This is a genomic window from Polaromonas sp. JS666, from assembly GCF_900103405.1.
In the GTDB taxonomy this organism is placed as follows: domain Bacteria; phylum Pseudomonadota; class Gammaproteobacteria; order Burkholderiales; family Burkholderiaceae_C; genus Polaromonas.
On sequence record NZ_FNHX01000001.1, the window covers coordinates 283,784 to 297,857 of the forward strand.

Annotated in this window: 16 protein-coding genes; 7 read left to right on the plus strand and 9 right to left on the minus strand. The window is 65.3% G+C overall.

Annotation, left to right across the window (positions count from 1 at the left end):
* The first annotated feature begins 21 nt into the window (after positions 1-21).
* The 5 genes from BLQ85_RS01370 (at position 22) to BLQ85_RS01390 (ending at position 3,892) form a co-directional block, all read left to right on the plus strand.
* Entirely contained in the window at positions 22-960 is a 939-nt protein-coding gene (locus tag BLQ85_RS01370; protein ID WP_074574261.1) for a glutathione S-transferase family protein, read from the plus strand.
* Positions 957-1,415, plus strand: a complete 459-nt coding sequence (locus tag BLQ85_RS01375) for a GNAT family N-acetyltransferase (RefSeq protein WP_074574262.1) — start codon at positions 957-959, stop codon at positions 1,413-1,415. The genes BLQ85_RS01370 and BLQ85_RS01375 overlap by 4 nt, the downstream gene beginning before the upstream one ends.
* A gap of 92 nt (positions 1,416-1,507) precedes the next feature.
* Positions 1,508-2,413, plus strand: coding sequence for an SDR family oxidoreductase (locus BLQ85_RS01380; RefSeq protein WP_074574263.1), 906 nt, complete (start codon positions 1,508-1,510; stop codon positions 2,411-2,413).
* On the plus strand, positions 2,413-3,252 hold the full coding sequence (locus BLQ85_RS01385; protein ID WP_074574264.1) for an alpha/beta hydrolase family protein: 840 nt from the start codon (positions 2,413-2,415) through the stop codon (positions 3,250-3,252). Before BLQ85_RS01380 ends, BLQ85_RS01385 begins: the two co-directional genes overlap by 1 nt.
* A 46-nt stretch (positions 3,253-3,298) precedes the next feature.
* Positions 3,299-3,892 carry a DsbC family protein gene (locus tag BLQ85_RS01390; protein ID WP_074574265.1) on the plus strand — a complete coding sequence of 198 codons (594 nt, stop codon included), beginning with the start codon at positions 3,299-3,301 and terminating at the stop codon, positions 3,890-3,892.
* A 42-nt stretch (positions 3,893-3,934) separates the two neighbouring features.
* Here the strand turns inward: BLQ85_RS01390 and BLQ85_RS01395 are convergent, their stop codons facing one another.
* The 8 genes from BLQ85_RS01395 to BLQ85_RS01430 all read right to left on the minus strand — a co-directional run bounded on the left by BLQ85_RS01395 (position 3,935) and on the right by BLQ85_RS01430 (position 9,177).
* The gene (locus BLQ85_RS01395; protein WP_074574266.1) at positions 3,935-4,279 is read right to left on the minus strand and encodes a hypothetical protein; all 345 of its coding nucleotides are present in this window, start codon (positions 4,277-4,279) and stop codon (positions 3,935-3,937) included.
* A 240-nt stretch (positions 4,280-4,519) separates the two neighbouring features.
* Positions 4,520-5,749: a phosphoglycerate dehydrogenase gene (serA, locus tag BLQ85_RS01400; RefSeq protein ID WP_074574267.1), complete on the minus strand. Its 1,230-nt coding sequence runs from the start codon at positions 5,747-5,749 to the stop codon at positions 4,520-4,522.
* A gap of 69 nt (positions 5,750-5,818) precedes the next feature.
* Positions 5,819-6,304 (minus strand): rod shape-determining protein, encoded by a 486-nt coding sequence (locus BLQ85_RS01405; protein WP_074574268.1) that lies wholly within the window; start codon positions 6,302-6,304, stop codon positions 5,819-5,821.
* 23 nt (positions 6,305-6,327) lie between these two features.
* Positions 6,328-6,846, minus strand: a complete 519-nt coding sequence (locus tag BLQ85_RS01410; protein WP_074574269.1) for a hypothetical protein — start codon at positions 6,844-6,846, stop codon at positions 6,328-6,330.
* Between the two features lie 12 nt (positions 6,847-6,858).
* A complete protein-coding gene (locus BLQ85_RS01415) occupies positions 6,859-7,209 on the minus strand; it encodes a GlpM family protein (protein ID WP_074574270.1) in 351 nt (116 codons plus the stop codon).
* A 69-nt stretch (positions 7,210-7,278) separates the two neighbouring features.
* The gene (locus tag BLQ85_RS01420; protein WP_083336690.1) at positions 7,279-7,776 is read right to left on the minus strand and encodes a GNAT family N-acetyltransferase; all 498 of its coding nucleotides are present in this window, start codon (positions 7,774-7,776) and stop codon (positions 7,279-7,281) included.
* A 41-nt stretch (positions 7,777-7,817) separates the two neighbouring features.
* Positions 7,818-8,561 carry a DUF1223 domain-containing protein gene (locus tag BLQ85_RS01425; RefSeq protein WP_074575100.1) on the minus strand — a complete coding sequence of 248 codons (744 nt, stop codon included), beginning with the start codon at positions 8,559-8,561 and terminating at the stop codon, positions 7,818-7,820.
* Positions 8,562-8,658: 97 nt separating this feature from the next.
* Complete coding sequence (locus tag BLQ85_RS01430) at positions 8,659-9,177, minus strand: hypothetical protein (RefSeq protein ID WP_074574271.1); 519 nt, start codon at positions 9,175-9,177, stop codon at positions 8,659-8,661.
* A 195-nt stretch (positions 9,178-9,372) separates the two neighbouring features.
* On the opposite strand from BLQ85_RS01430, the gene BLQ85_RS01435 reads away from it, so the two are divergent.
* Together BLQ85_RS01435 and BLQ85_RS01440 are read left to right on the plus strand one after the other, a co-directional pair.
* Positions 9,373-11,748 carry a Tex family protein gene (locus BLQ85_RS01435; RefSeq protein WP_074574272.1) on the plus strand — a complete coding sequence of 792 codons (2,376 nt, stop codon included), beginning with the start codon at positions 9,373-9,375 and terminating at the stop codon, positions 11,746-11,748.
* Positions 11,749-11,836: 88 nt separating this feature from the next.
* On the plus strand, positions 11,837-12,922 hold the full coding sequence (locus BLQ85_RS01440) for a patatin-like phospholipase family protein (protein WP_074574273.1): 1,086 nt from the start codon (positions 11,837-11,839) through the stop codon (positions 12,920-12,922).
* 6 nt (positions 12,923-12,928) lie between these two features.
* Here BLQ85_RS01440 and BLQ85_RS01445 read toward each other — a convergent pair whose 3' ends face one another.
* Positions 12,929-14,035 (minus strand): porin, encoded by a 1,107-nt coding sequence (locus BLQ85_RS01445; protein WP_074574274.1) that lies wholly within the window; start codon positions 14,033-14,035, stop codon positions 12,929-12,931.
* Positions 14,036-14,074 lie beyond the last annotated feature (39 nt).

Consider the following 14,074-nt stretch of genomic DNA (forward strand, 5'->3'; position numbering starts at 1 on the left):
CAAAAAATCCCGGAGACACCCATGAGCGAACTGATTCTTCACCACTACCCCACATCGCCCTTTGCCGAAAAAACGCGGCTGATGCTGGGCTACAAAAACCTGGCCTGGAAGTCCGTCATCATCCCGATGATCATGCCCAAGCCCGACGTGGTGGCGCTCACGGGCGGCTACCGCAAGACACCCATACTGCAGATAGGCGCCGACATTTATTGCGACACCGCGCTGATCAGCGACGTGCTCGAGCACCTGCAGCCCTCGCCCAGCGTTTACCCCGAACCCAGCAAAGGCCTGGCGCGCACGCTGGCGCACTGGGCCGATAACACGCTGTTCTGGACCTCGATGGCCTACAACAGCCAGCCCAAGGGCATTGCGCAGATCTTCGAAAAAGCGCCGCCCGAAGCCGCGCGCGCCTTTGGCGAAGACCGTAAGGCCATGAGCTTCGGCATGCCGCGCCTGCGTGCCGGCGATGCCGCGGCGGCCTACAAGTCCTACCTGCGGCGCATCTCCGACATGCTGGACGACAGGCCTTTCCTGCTGGGTGAAGTGCCCTGCATCGCCGATTTTGCGATGTACCACCCGCTGTGGTTCACGCGGGTGCAAACCCCGGTGCTTGCCGGCATCCTCAAGCTCACGCCGGCCGTGCTGGACTGGATGGACCGCATGGCCGCCATAGGCCAAGGCAGCTCTGAAAAACTCAGCTCCACCGACGCCATCGCCGTGGCCGCCGCCGCCACGCCCGCGCCGCTGCACGACGAGCTGTTCCAGGACGAGCATGGCATCCCGCTGGGCACCGTGGTGCGGATCACCAGCGAAAGCTTCGGCCCCGAGCCCACCGAAGGCGAGCTGATCGCCGCCACGCGTATGCATTACACGCTGCGCCGCAGCGACCCGCGCGCCGGCACTGTGCATGTGCATTTCCCGCGCATAGGCTATTCGCTCAAAGCCGCCACCCCGGCATGAGCCAGGGCACCATCACCTGGCGTTTTCTGCCCTTCAGCGCGCTGAACACGCTGGAGCTTTACGAACTGCTGCAGCTGCGCAGCGAGGTCTTTGTGCTGGAACAGGCCTGCGCCTTCCAGGACCTGGACGGCGCCGACAGCGAGGCCATGCATTTGCTGGGTGTGTGGGACGGCCGTTTGGCCGCTTATGCGCGCTGTTTTGCCGCCGGCGTGAAATTCGCCGAGGCCAGCATAGGCCGCGTCGTTACCCATGCCTCGGCGCGCGGAGGCGGAATCGGCCATGTGCTGATGAAAGAGGCCATTGATCGCCTGCAAGCGCACTGGGGCCCGCAAGCCATACGCATAGGCGCCCAGGCGAGGCTCGAAAAGTTCTACAACCAGCACGGCTTTGTGCAGAACGGCCAGCCCTATATCGAAGACGGCATACCGCACATCGAGATGCCGCGGGCGGCCTGAGGGGCCCGAACGACCTGAGTTCCCTGGGTGACACGCGCAAGGGCGCGCCTCATGGACAATTTTCCCATTCAAGCTATCAAGGAAGACACGCAATGATCACGGACTTCAAAGGCAAAACTGCGGTGCTGACCGGCGCGGGCTCCGGCTTCGGCCTGGAATGCGCGCGCCTGGGCGCCAAGCTGGGCATGAACCTGGTGCTGGTCGATGTGCAGCAGGATGCGTTGGACAAGGCCGAGGCGGAAATGAAGGCCGCCGACGCCCAGGTGCTGTCCTTCAAGCTCGACGTCTCCAGTGCCGACCAGATGGATGCCATGGGCAAGGCCGTGTTCGAGCGCTTCGGCGCGCCGCACTTCGTCTTCAACAACGCCGGCGTGGGCGCAGGCGGCCTGATCTGGGAGAACAGCCTCAAGGATTGGGAATGGGTGATGGGCGTCAACGTCATGGGCGTGGTGCACGGCGTGCGCATCTTCACGCCCATGATGCTCGAAGCCGCCGCCAAGGACCCGTCCTGGCAAGGCCACATCGTCAACACCGCCAGCATGGCCGGCCTGCTGAACCCGCCGAATATGGGTGTCTACAACGTCAGCAAGCACGCGGTCGTGGCTCTCAGCGAAACCCTGTACCAGGACCTGGGCCTGGTGACCGACCAGGTCGGCGCTTCGGTGCTGTGCCCCTTCTTTGTGGCCACCGGCATAGGCATGAGCCACCGCAACCGCCCGGCCGATCTCGCCGCCGGCAAGCCCACCAAAAGCCAGATGATCCAGCAGGCCATGACCGGCAAGGCCGTGGGTTCCGGCAAGGTCACTGCGGCCGACGTGGCGCAGCTGGTGTTTGACGCCATTGCCAACAACCAGTTCTACATCTACAGCCACCCCAAGGCCATCCATTCGGTGCAGACGCGCCTGGAAGACGTGCTGCAGGCGCGCAACCCGACCGACCCCTTTGCCGACAAGCCCGAGATAGGCCAGCAACTGAAGGCCGCCTTGCGCGGCGCTTGATGCGCCGCATCTGCCTGACCCTGGCCGGCTTGCTGCTGGCCGGTTTGCCCTGGGCCGCCCTGGCCCAGCAGGCCACATGCCCTGACGGCAAAAAGGCCGACGGTGTGGAGCGGGCAGGGAACAGCCGGCATTGCCTGGTGATACGCACGCTGGCGCCCAGCCAGGCCTCGGCCCGTACTGCGCCCAAGGTGCTGGTCGTCTTCCTGCATGGCGACAACGGCGGGCGCACCGAACTCAAGGCCGACAGCGGCGCGGCCGCCATGCTCGCGGAGAAACTCCAGGTCGTCACGGTAGCGCTGCAAAGGCCAGGCTATAGCAGCGAACTGGGCCGGTCCGACGGCCAGTCCAGCCCGGGCGATGACGACTACACGCCGCAGAACATCGAGATCGTCGCCGCGGCTCTGGCCCAGTTGCGCAGCCTCAATCCCACCAAAAAAATCCTGCTGGTCGGCCATTCGGGTGGCGCGGCCATCGCGGCGCTGCTGGCCGGCCGTTTCCCCGGCAGCGCCGACGCCTACCTGCTGGCCGCATGCCCCTGTGATGTGCCCGCGTGGCGGCAGTGGCGGGCCGGTTCGGCCGGCAAGAAGGGCGCCTGGACCAGCCTGTCACCGCTGGCCGAAGCCGGCAAGCTGCCTCCCGCCACGCTAATCAGCCTGGTCGTCGGCAACAAGGACGAAAATACCTTGCCCCTGTTCAGCGAAAGCTACGCCAGGGCCGTGCAGGCGCGCGGCCTCAAGACCCGGGTGACCTATGCGATGAACGCCACCCATGTGTCGGTGCTGCGCTCGCCCGAATTCTTCATGCTCGCGGGGGAATTGGCCGAAACGCTGTCGAAATAGGCGGGCTCGGCTATTCTTGGCCTTTCGTTCACCAACGGCCGCCATCATGCCCAAACCATTGTTCTCGTTTTTTGCCGCCGCGCTGACGGCCTGCACCTTGCTGCTGGCCGGTTGCAACGACGCCCCCGAGGCTTCCACCCCCAAAACCGCGGCGGCCGCGCCCGTCTCGGTGGAAGCCATCGCGGCCGAGGCCAAGGGTTTTATCGCCGGCTCGCAAATGAGCAAGCGCACCGTCTATGTGTTTTTCGACGCGCAGTGCCCGCACTGCGCCGTGCTGTGGGAGGCCGCCAAGCCGCTCAAATCCCAGGCCAAGTTTGTCTGGATTCCCGTCGGCATCCTCAACGCCGCCAGCACCTCGCAAGGCGCCACCCTGCTGGCCGCCGGCGACCCGGTGGCGGCCATGGATGAACACGAAGCGTCCATGAAAGCAGGGCGGGGCGGCATCAGCGCGGCCAGCAGCATAGACCCGCAAAAAGACGCCGTCGCCAAAAACACCGCGCTGATGACCCGCATGGGTTTCAGTGGCATCCCCAGCATCGTCGGCACCCATGCGCAGACCGGCGCTGTGGTGTCGCAAGAAGGTGCCTTGCCTACGGCTGCGCTGGCGGAGTTGCTGGGTTTGCAGGTGCCAGCGCAGTAGGGTGGATCAGTATCAACTGGTGGCCGCAACCCAGGTCCATGCTCACCGAATGATTTTCCCAGACAAGAGCGAGACAGGCCGCTCTGCGTGTGGCGCGCTCGCCCCATTGCTTCCCAAATTGCAGCGCCATGACCCGGCCAGCCACAAAGCCACGGTCTCTTCATGCGCCTGCTGAATCGCGCTGAGGATGTCGTGGCCCTCGATGTCCTCGTTCGGCCATCTGGCGGGTTCACGGCAGCAGAGCTGTCCGCGGTGGTCGGTGTGGAAAACATCACCGGGTAGTTCCGCCACTGGCATGCCGTCGCCCTTGAACGCCTGGCGGCGCCACTGGGTGCCCGCCATGTTGGCCGGGTGAGGCAGGTTTTTGTTGAGCAGGTGTTCGTGCATTTCCTGGACTCCTTCGCGGTTGACGGCGTGGATGTCTTGCGGGCCTTCCGGGATTTCACCGGGACGATATGCGGTTTTTCAACGCAAGACGGCTTGACCGCTGCGGAGCTTATTCTCTGCGCGCCACGCCTGCTGGGCTATCGTTACTTCTTTGTCCGTAGGCGGACAGAGTTTAGGAGTTTGGGTGATATTCACCTTCAAGCCGGGCGTGCGCGACCCCCGGCCTGGGCTTCCCCTGCCTTAGAACAACACGCGGCTGCGGATGGTGCCCGGCACCTCGGCCAGCTTGGCCAGCGCCATGTCGGAGTGCGCGGCGTCGATGTCGATCACCACATAGCCCACGGCCTCATTGGTCTGCAGGTACTGCGAGGCGATGTTGATGCCGTTGCTGGCGAACACCTTGTTGATCTCCGACAGCACGCCGGGCACGTTGCGGTGAATGTGCAGAAGGCGGTGTTTGCCCGGGTGGGCCGGTAGCGCGACTTCGGGGAAATTGACGGACGAGGTCGAGGTGCCGTTGTCGCTGTACTTCACGAGTTTTTCGGCGACTTCTATGCCTATGTTTTCCTGGGCTTCCATGGTGGAGCCGCCCACATGCGGCGTCAGGATCACGTTGTCCAGGCCGCGCAGGGGCGACTCGAAGATGTCCTTGTTGCTGCGCGGCTCCACGGGGAAGACGTCGATCGCGGCGCCCAGCAGCTGTTTGTTTTTCAGGGCCTGGGCCAGCGGCTCGATCTCCACCACCGTGCCGCGCGAGGCATTGATCAGCACGCCGCCGGGTTTGATGGCGGCGATTTCGGCCGCGCCTATCATCCACTGCGTGGCCTGGGTTTCGGGTACATGCAGGCTCACGACGTCGGACTGGGCCAGCAAATCCTTGAGCTGGGCCACCTGGCGCGCATTGCCCAGGGGCAGCTTGGTGACCACGTCGAAGAAGACCACGTGCATGCCCAGGGCCTCGGCCAGCACCGAGAGCTGCGTGCCAATGGAGCCGTAGCCGACGATGCCTAAAGTCTTGCCGCGGATTTCATACGCGTTCTCGGCCGACTTGAGCCAGCCGCCGCGGTGCGCGACCGCGCTTTTTTCGGGCACGCCGCGCAGCAGCAGGATGGCCTCGGCCAGCACCAGCTCGGCCACCGAGCGGGTGTTGGAGTAGGGCGCGTTAAACACCGCGATGCCGCGCTCGCGGGCGGCGACCAGGTCAACCTGGTTGGTGCCTATGCAGAAGCAGCCGACAGCAGCCAGCTTGGATGCCTGGGCGAAGACCTCGGCCGTGAGCTGGGTGCGCGAGCGTATGCCGACAAAATGCACGTCGGCGATCTTGGCCTTGAGCTCGTCGTCGGGCAGTGCGCCGGACAGGCTTTCAATATTGGAGTAGCCTGCGGCCTTGAGAACCTCCACGGCGGAGGGGTGTATGCCCTCCAGCAGCAGGAACTTGATTTTGTGCTTGTCGACCGAGGTTTTGTTCATGGAGGCGGGCAGGCAATGAGTGGATGGCCACCCAGTATGACGCATGCCAAATACCCATGCTGCGCTGCGTCATTCCAGTACCCGGCCCGTCGGAGGGTAGTCGCGCGACAGCACCTGCTCGTCCGTGAGGTCCTGGCCCTGCCAGATCGTGACTTCCGAGGCTCCCGCGCCCAGGGCCATTTCATGCAAGGCCCGTATCTCTATTTGGGTGAAGCCGCCGGCCGGGTCGCCCTGAGGATGGAAGACCATGCGGGGCGCGGCGGCGAGGAGATGGCTTTTGGGCAGCTTCTTGATGAAGGCCTTGAGCAACTGCTGGCCCAGCGTGAAGTCGGACACCAGGGTGCGCGGGTGGCTGAAAGGATTGCTCACCAGTGCCGAACTGCTGGACTTGTAGGGGGCCGCTTCATCGCCGGCGCCCAGCACCTTGGGCTTGGGCCCGCGCGAGATGGCAATTTCGGGCACTTCGGAAACAAAGGCGCCGGTTTTGACGTTGCGCACTGTCAGGCGAGAAGGCGACAGGCGTATATACAGGGGTGTCTGGAAAAGATCGAGCATGGTGCGAAAAATCCCGGTGAAATTCAGCCTTCAGAAAAAACGGCTTTCAGCGCCGCCAGCAGCCTGGCGCCCGCCAGCTTGAGCCGCGTCTTCAGGCGGCGTGCCACGCGCCAGGCCCAGGAAGCCCTGGCCTGCGCGATGAGCTTGTCCTTCCAGGCCTTCCAGGGTGTGTAGAGCCGCGCGAACCAGGCCATGCGCATCAGTGCCGGTTGTGTCAGCTGGAACAGGCGTGCCGCCATCGCCGTTCCCGCGATCTTCGCAGCAAGAATCAAGCCCAAACCAATGGTGATGTGGCCCTGGCCGAAGAGGTACAGCGCCAGCAGCTTGATGGGAATCAGCGCGAGCACGGGCACACCGAAGGCCAGCAGCGCGGCCCAGGGCGGCAAGCCGGTGATGAACCGCTCGAGCCTGCCCCACCAGGGCAACCGGCCCAGCGCCGCGAAGGCGGCGGCCAGCGGTTCCCAGCCCCATTCCTCAAACAGCAGGAACAGGGCAACGGGGGCCAGCAGCAGGCTTCGCAGTATTTTTTTGAGGGTGTTCACGCGGGCTTGGGCTCAGAAGGACGAGGGATAGGCGCGGCTCCATCCCAGCAGCAGCGCACCTGCCGCCACGGCCCAGGCCAGGGTGGCGGCGGCCAGTGTCACCGTGAGCGAGGCGCGTATGCTGAGCCAGTACACCGCAAGTAGGTAAGTCGCATAAGGAATCAGCGACCACAGGCCGAACAGCGCGGTGGCGCGCAGGTCGGCGGCGCTGCGCTCGCTGCCCACCATGTAGTGCGCGATCAGCGCGAAGGTGGGAAACAGCGGCACCAGGCCGGCAATGACAAAGTTGCGCGAGCGGGACAGCAGGGCGATCAGCAGCACGGCCAGCGCGCCCAGCAGGCATTTGAGGAACAGCGAGATCATGCGAAAGAAAGGCGTGCGGGGCGGCAAGAGGGCATGCGGCAGAGTTTAGCGAAGGCCGGGCGGCGGGCTTCAGGCCTGCTTGCGCATGGCAAACACCCGCGCGTCCGACAGGTCCGGCACCACGGCAAAACCCAGGCGCTCGTAAATGGCCAGCGCCGGGTCGTTGTCGCGGTAGACGCGCAGCGTGAAGGCGCTGGCGCCGACGGCGCGCGCGGCCTCGGCCATCAGCAATTCGCACAGCGTGGTCCCCAGGCCCTGGCCGCGTGCCGCGGGCGCCAGGATGATGCGGGCCAGGTGCGCCACGCCGGGATCGCGCACCCAGAACTGGCCGAAACCCAAGGCCGGGGCGGCCGGGCCGCGGCTCATCACAAAGCTGTTGGCGCCGGGCTCAGCCAGCAGGCGCGAAAGCCGCGCCGGCTTGAACGGAAACTTCAGCTTGGGACCGGCCCAGCGCGCGCAGCCCTCGGCGTCGCGGACCCAGTCGCCCAGCGCCAGGTAGTCGGCGTCTTCCGGCGTGCGCAGGCTGGGGGGCAGAAAAGAGGGGGAGGGCGCGGGCCGGGGCTCCATACCGCCATTTTGCGGCAAGCTTTGTGAAATCTGTTCATGATTCAGGCCGGACACTGCAGACTCACCGCCTGCAGCGTCTTGCCGGTTTTGGGGTCAAACACCACGAGGTTGACCTGGCGTTCGTGGCCGGGGGTGGCGGCAATGCTGCGAAAGACCAGCTTTTGCGGCGTCGTGCCCTGGGTGGGGTATTCACCCGCCGGGGTGTACTGGCGCACCACAAAATCGTGCTTGAGAAAGGTGCCGGCGTTTTCGCCGGCCTGCACCTTGGAGTTGTGGCCGTGTTCGGTGATGGTCCAGTAGGCCGCCCACGAAGGCGACAGCTGCCGCTCGGCCACTGGTGTCACCACGGCTTCGAACTGGTCGGAGCCCAGTTGTGTCAGCACGATGGCCGCGCGCGCCGGCTCCTTGCCGCCGGGCGGCCTGGGTCCCCAGGCGGGCAGGTCCTTGCCGTTGAGCACGGCTTGCGGGGTGTAGACGCTGCGCAGGCCGTTGCGGGCGGCCACCTCGTGCTGGCGCCGGGTGTAGGCCGGCGCGGCGAAGCGGTCCACCCAGCCTATGTAATCCCAATAACCGACGTGGAAGGCCTGCACCACCATGCCCGAGCCCTTGAGCGAGGACAGCCATTTGTCGGCGGGCGGGCAGGAGCTGCAGCCTTCGGAGGTGTAGAGCTCCATCACCGGGGTGACCGCTGGTCCCGATGCGGTGCTGCAGGTGTTTTGTGCCGCGAACACGCCGCAGCTCAGCGGCAGCAAGGCGGCGGCGATCCAGGGTGTGGGGATGGGCATGGGCGTCTCCAATGGCGTTGGAGCAGGCGCCGCACCCGAAAAGGGCAGGCGGCTGCTGATGGCCGTTGGTCGCGCGGCGCCGGGCTTTCTTACACCGCTATACCAGCGGCATGGTCAGGTGGTCTTTTTGCAGGCCGTTCATGCCGTTGCGCCGTTCCAGCGTATCTTCCAGTTGACCCACATGGGCCGCCACGCTGTTGTCGATCTGCTCCAGCCGGGCCAGCAAGGCCTGCTGCTGCTGGGCGAAGCGTTCGGCCAGCACGGTGGCCGCGGCGGCCTCGCGGTGCTGCGCGGCCAGCGCCTGCACCTCCAGGTAGCTGCGCAGTTCGGTGAAGCGCGAGGCCTCGGCCTTGTCGGCGAGCTCGCGCTGGGTGTTGAGCTCGCGCGAGTACTTGCGGGTTTCCAGCAGGTGGGTGCTTTGTATATAGAGCGTGCTGGCCAGGAAGACCACGGTGGCGATCACCAGCAGCAACAGCATGAGCAGGCCCAGCGACACCTGCACGGTGGTAAAGCCCAGGCTCAGCATGCTCACGCGCGTGAACTCGTCAAGGTTGAGGGCGACAAAACCCGACAGGAGCAGGATGCCCACCACCAGCAATATCGTGCGAATTCGCATATCAGTCTCCCCGGAAAAATGTAAGAAATTGCTTTTCAAGCTCAGGCCATTATGGGAAGGGGCTCCCCGGTTTTCCTGTGGGACAATGCCGACCCTTGGCGTCAGTTTGTGGGTTCGCGAGTAGCGCGCTTGCGGCCACCCAATCCCGTTTGTCCGTTTCATCCCCTTCAGCCTTTCCAGCCACTTTTTTCCGATATGCAAAAAATCATCCGCCAGATCGCGGCAGAAATCAAAGTCCAGGAACACCAGATCAAGGCAGCCGTGGAGCTGCTCGACGGCGGCGCCACCGTTCCCTTTATCGCGCGCTACCGCAAGGAGGCCACCGGCGGGCTGGACGACATCCAGCTGCGCGAACTTGAATACCGGCTGGGTTACCTGCGCGAGCTCGAAGAGCGCCGCGAGGCGGTGCTCAAAAGCATCGAAGAGCAGGGCAAGCTCACACCCGAGTTGCGCGCGGCCATTGAATTTGCCGCCACCAAGCAGGACCTGGAAGACCTGTACCTGCCCTTCAAGCCCAAGCGCCGCACCAAGGGCCAGATCGCGCGTGAGGCCGGCATAGAGCCGCTGGCCGACAAGCTGTTTGCCGACCCCTCGCTGGCGCCGGCCGACGAGGCCGCGGCCTTTGTGAAGGCCGAGAAAAACGAAAGCGGCGACGACTTCACCACCGTGCAGGCGGTGCTGGACGGCGTGCGCGACATTCTTTCCGAGCGCTGGGCCGAGGATGCGGGCCTGGTGCAGTCGCTGCGCAACTGGCTGTGGAGCGAAGGGCTGTTCAGTTCCAAGCTGGTGGCCGGCAAGGACGAGAACAATGCCGACAACAGCAAATTCCGCGACTACTTCGAGTATGACGAGCCGATTGGCCGCGTGCCTTCGCACCGCGCGCTGGCGGTGTTCCGCGGCCGCACGCTGGAGATCCTGGACGCCAAGCTGCTGCTGCCCGAGCAGGCCGAGCCGGGCAAACCCAGCATCGCCGAAGGCAAGATCGCGCTGCACCTGGGCTGGAGCCACAAGGCGCGCCCGGCCGACGACCTGATCCGCAAGGCCGTGGCCTGGACCTGGCGCGTCAAGCTCAGCATGTCGCTGGAGCGCGACCTGTTCACCCGCCTGCGCGAGGAAGCCGAAAAAGTCGCCATCAAGGTGTTTGCCGACAACCTGCGCGACCTGCTGCTTGCCGCGCCCGCCGGCCCGCGTGTGGTGATGGGCCTGGACCCGGGTATACGCACCGGCGTCAAGGTGGCGGTGGTCGACGCCACCGGCAAGCTGGTGGAGACCGCCACCGTCTACCCGCACGAGCCGCGCAAGGACTGGGACGGTTCGCTGCACACCCTGGCCAAGCTTTGCGAAAAACATGGCGTGAACCTGATCGCCATCGGCAACGGCACGGCCAGCCGCGAAACCGACAAGCTCGCCGCCGACCTGATCAAGGGCATGGCCAAGGTGGAACAGGTCATTGAAAAAGTCGTGGTCAGCGAGGCCGGCGCCTCGGTCTACTCGGCCAGCGAATTTGCCTCGCAGGAAATGCCCGACGTGGACGTGAGCCTGCGCGGCGCGGCCAGCATCGCGCGCCGCCTGCAGGACCCGCTCGCCGAACTCGTCAAGATTGACCCCAAGTCGATAGGCGTGGGCCAGTACCAGCACGACGTGAACCAGAGCGACCTGGCGCGCAGCCTGGACACCGTGGTCGAGGACTGCGTGAACAGCGTGGGCGTGGACCTGAACACCGCCAGCGTGCCTTTGCTGGCACGCGTCTCGGGCCTGTCGCAAACCGTGGCCAAATCGGTGGTGCGCTGGCGCGACGCCAACGGCGCTTTCGCCTCGCGCGCTGATTTGCTCAAGGTGACCGGCCTGGGTGCCAAGACCTTTGAACAGAGCGCGGGCTTTTTGCGCCTGCGCACCAGCAGCAACCCGCTGGACATGACGGGTGTGCACCCCGAAACCTACCCGGTGGTCGAAAAAATCATGGCCCACACCGGCAGGCCGGTGGCCGAACTCATGGGCCGGGCTGAGATGCTCAAGACCCTGAAGCCCGAGTTGTTCGCGAACGAGCAGTTCGGCGTGATCACCGTCAAGGACATCCTGACCGAACTCGAAAAACCCGGCCGCGACCCGCGCCCCGACTTCAAGGTGGCGCGCTTTAACGAGGGCGTGGAAGACATCAAGGACCTCAAGGAAGGCATGACGCTGGAAGGCACGGTCAGCAACGTCGCAGCTTTTGGCGCCTTTGTCGATATCGGCGTGCACCAGGACGGCCTGGTCCATGTGAGCCAGCTCGCCAACAAGTTCGTCAATGACGCGCGCGAGGTCGTCAAGACCGGCGACATCGTCAAAGTGCGCGTGACCGAGGTCGACGTGGCGCGCAAGCGCATAGGCCTGACCATGAAGCTGGACGCCGCGCCGGCGCGCAGGGACGGCCCGCGCGACAATCGCTTTGAAAGCGCGCGGCCCGGCGGGCAGGGCCGTGGCGGCAATTACGGTGGCAATTACGGCGGCGGGCGCAGCGGCGCGTCGCAACCGGCGGCCGCCACGGCCATGGAATCGGCCTTCAGCAAGCTGGCGGCGCTCAAGAAATAGGCGGGCAGGGCGCGGCCGTCCCGCAAAGGACAGCCGCGCATCCACGCCTGGTGCTCCAATACGCCTGCAGCCCTACCGACCCTCTTCCATGAAAGCCCTTCGCATCTACGCCGGCCCCAAGGCGCGCCGGCACATTGAACAAAACGGCTTGCAGGCCAAGGACATCGGCGTGGTGCCGGGCGCGGCCGGCGGCCCCAAGGGCCTGATCCTGGGCGCGCTGGACCGCTTTATCTTTGGCGAGTGGCTGGCGCAGACCGACCATCCGGTGCACCTGGTGGGCGCCTCGATAGGCGCCTGGCGCATGGCCACGGCTTGCCTCAAGGATCCGGCGGCAGGTTTCTTGCGGCTGGAAGACGACTACATCCACCAGCATTACGAACTGCAGCCCGGCCAGAAGCGCCCGACCGCGGACAGGGTGAGCGAGCAGTTCGGCGAGAGCCTCAAGGCGTTTTACGGCGGCCGTGTGCACGAAGTGCTGCAACACCCGCGCTACAAGCTGCACATCGTGACCTCGCGCGGGCGCCACATGCTGGGCCGTGAGCACAAGCTGGCCACGCCGCTGGGCTACCTGGGCGCCTTTTTGACCAACAGCCTGCACCGCAAGGCCATGGGCGCCTGGTTGGAGCGCGTGGTGTTTTCCACGCCCGGTGTGAAACTGCCTTTCGCCACCGGCGACTACCGCACGCGCCAGGTCGACCTCAGCGAGGACAACTTCCAGCCCGCGCTGCAGGCCAGCTGCTCGATTCCCTTTGTGCTGCGTTCGGTGCACAACGTGCCGGGCGGGCCGCCCGGCGCTTACTGGGATGGCGGCATCACCGATTACCACCTGCACCTGAACTACGGCGCCAAGGATGCGGCGGGCGGCGCGTGCTTGGTGCTGTATCCGCACTTCCAGAAATCGGTGGTGCCCGGCTGGCTGGACAAAGGCCTCAAGTGGCGCCACAAGGCCACCCACTTCCTGGACAACATGGTGTTGTTGGCGCCCGACCCGGACTGGGTCAAAACCCTGCCCAATGCCAAGCTGCCCGACCGCCAGGACTTTGTGCGCTACGGGCCGGATATGCAGGCCAGAGTGAAGGCCTGGAGCGCGGCCACCGCGGCCAGCGCGCAGCTGGCCGAGGAATGGCAGGAATGGCTGGCGCGGCCCGACCTGGGACAGCTGGGCGCGCTTTGATCCTGCTTAGAACATATGCGCGATACCCGCGTACACCGATTTCGGGCTTTGGCCGACGGCCGAGAGCGCCAGGCCTGGCGAGCTGCCGCCGCCGCCGCTGATGGTGTAGCCAGCCGCTGCCTGGTTGCTGATCCTGGTCGCGCCGCCGTAAATCGTGGTGCGCTTGGACAGCGGGTAGTCGTAGCGCACGCCAATGGCCTTGGAGTCCGAATTCGCCGTGGTCTTGTTTTTGAGCTGGCCGTAGGTGGCGATCAGCTTGCCGACGCCCACGGGGGCCGAGGCGCCGATCTGGTAAGCGTCGAGGGAGGGCGCGCCGGCCATGTCGCCGCGGCGGCGCACAAAAATGGCCGAAGGCTTGATCGCCCCGAAATCGTAGGACGCCGCCAGGACTGTGTACTTGTCGGTGTTGCCGACCAGGTAAATGGTTTTTTCCGTCATGTAGCTCGCTTGCGCCGACAGCGTGCTGCTGCTATAGCCGGCGGCGATGTTGAGCGTGTTGCCGGTGGATTTGGGCTGGCCGCCCGCGCCGTTCGATTCACCGAAGGCGTAGAACAGATTGGCCTTGAAGCCGCCCCAGGTCGGCGTGGTGTACTGGATGGAGTTGTCGCGGCGCGTGGTGGCATCGGCCAGCGAGCCGCCGTTGATGCCCACGCCGGGGCCGGCATAGTAATTCAAGGCGCCCGACATGGTGAACCCGGCCGGGTCAAAAGCCGCCATGGTGCCGAAGTGCGGCGTGTATTGCCGGCCTATGTTGACGGCGCCGAAGTCGCCGCTCAGCCCCACCGTCGCCAGGCGCTGGAACATATAGGCGGCGCCCGTCGGGACGGTGCTGGTCGGGATGGTGGCGGTGCCGGTGCTGGCGCCCGTGTCCATCAAGATGCCGGCTTCCAGGACGAAGTTCGCCTTCAGGCCGCTGCCCAGGTCTTCCGTGCCGCGAAAGCCGAAGCGCGAGCCCATGGCGCCGCCGCTGGAGATGCGCGTCACCGTGCCGTTGCCTGCGGAGGCCAGCTCGAGGTAGGAATCGAGCGCGCCATACACCGTGACGGAGCTCTGGGCTTGCACCGCGCAGCTGGCGGCCGACAGCACCGAAAGTGCGAACAATTGGGTCTTCATGATGTCTCCTGATGTTGTTGATCTGGCGTGCTCAGCGAC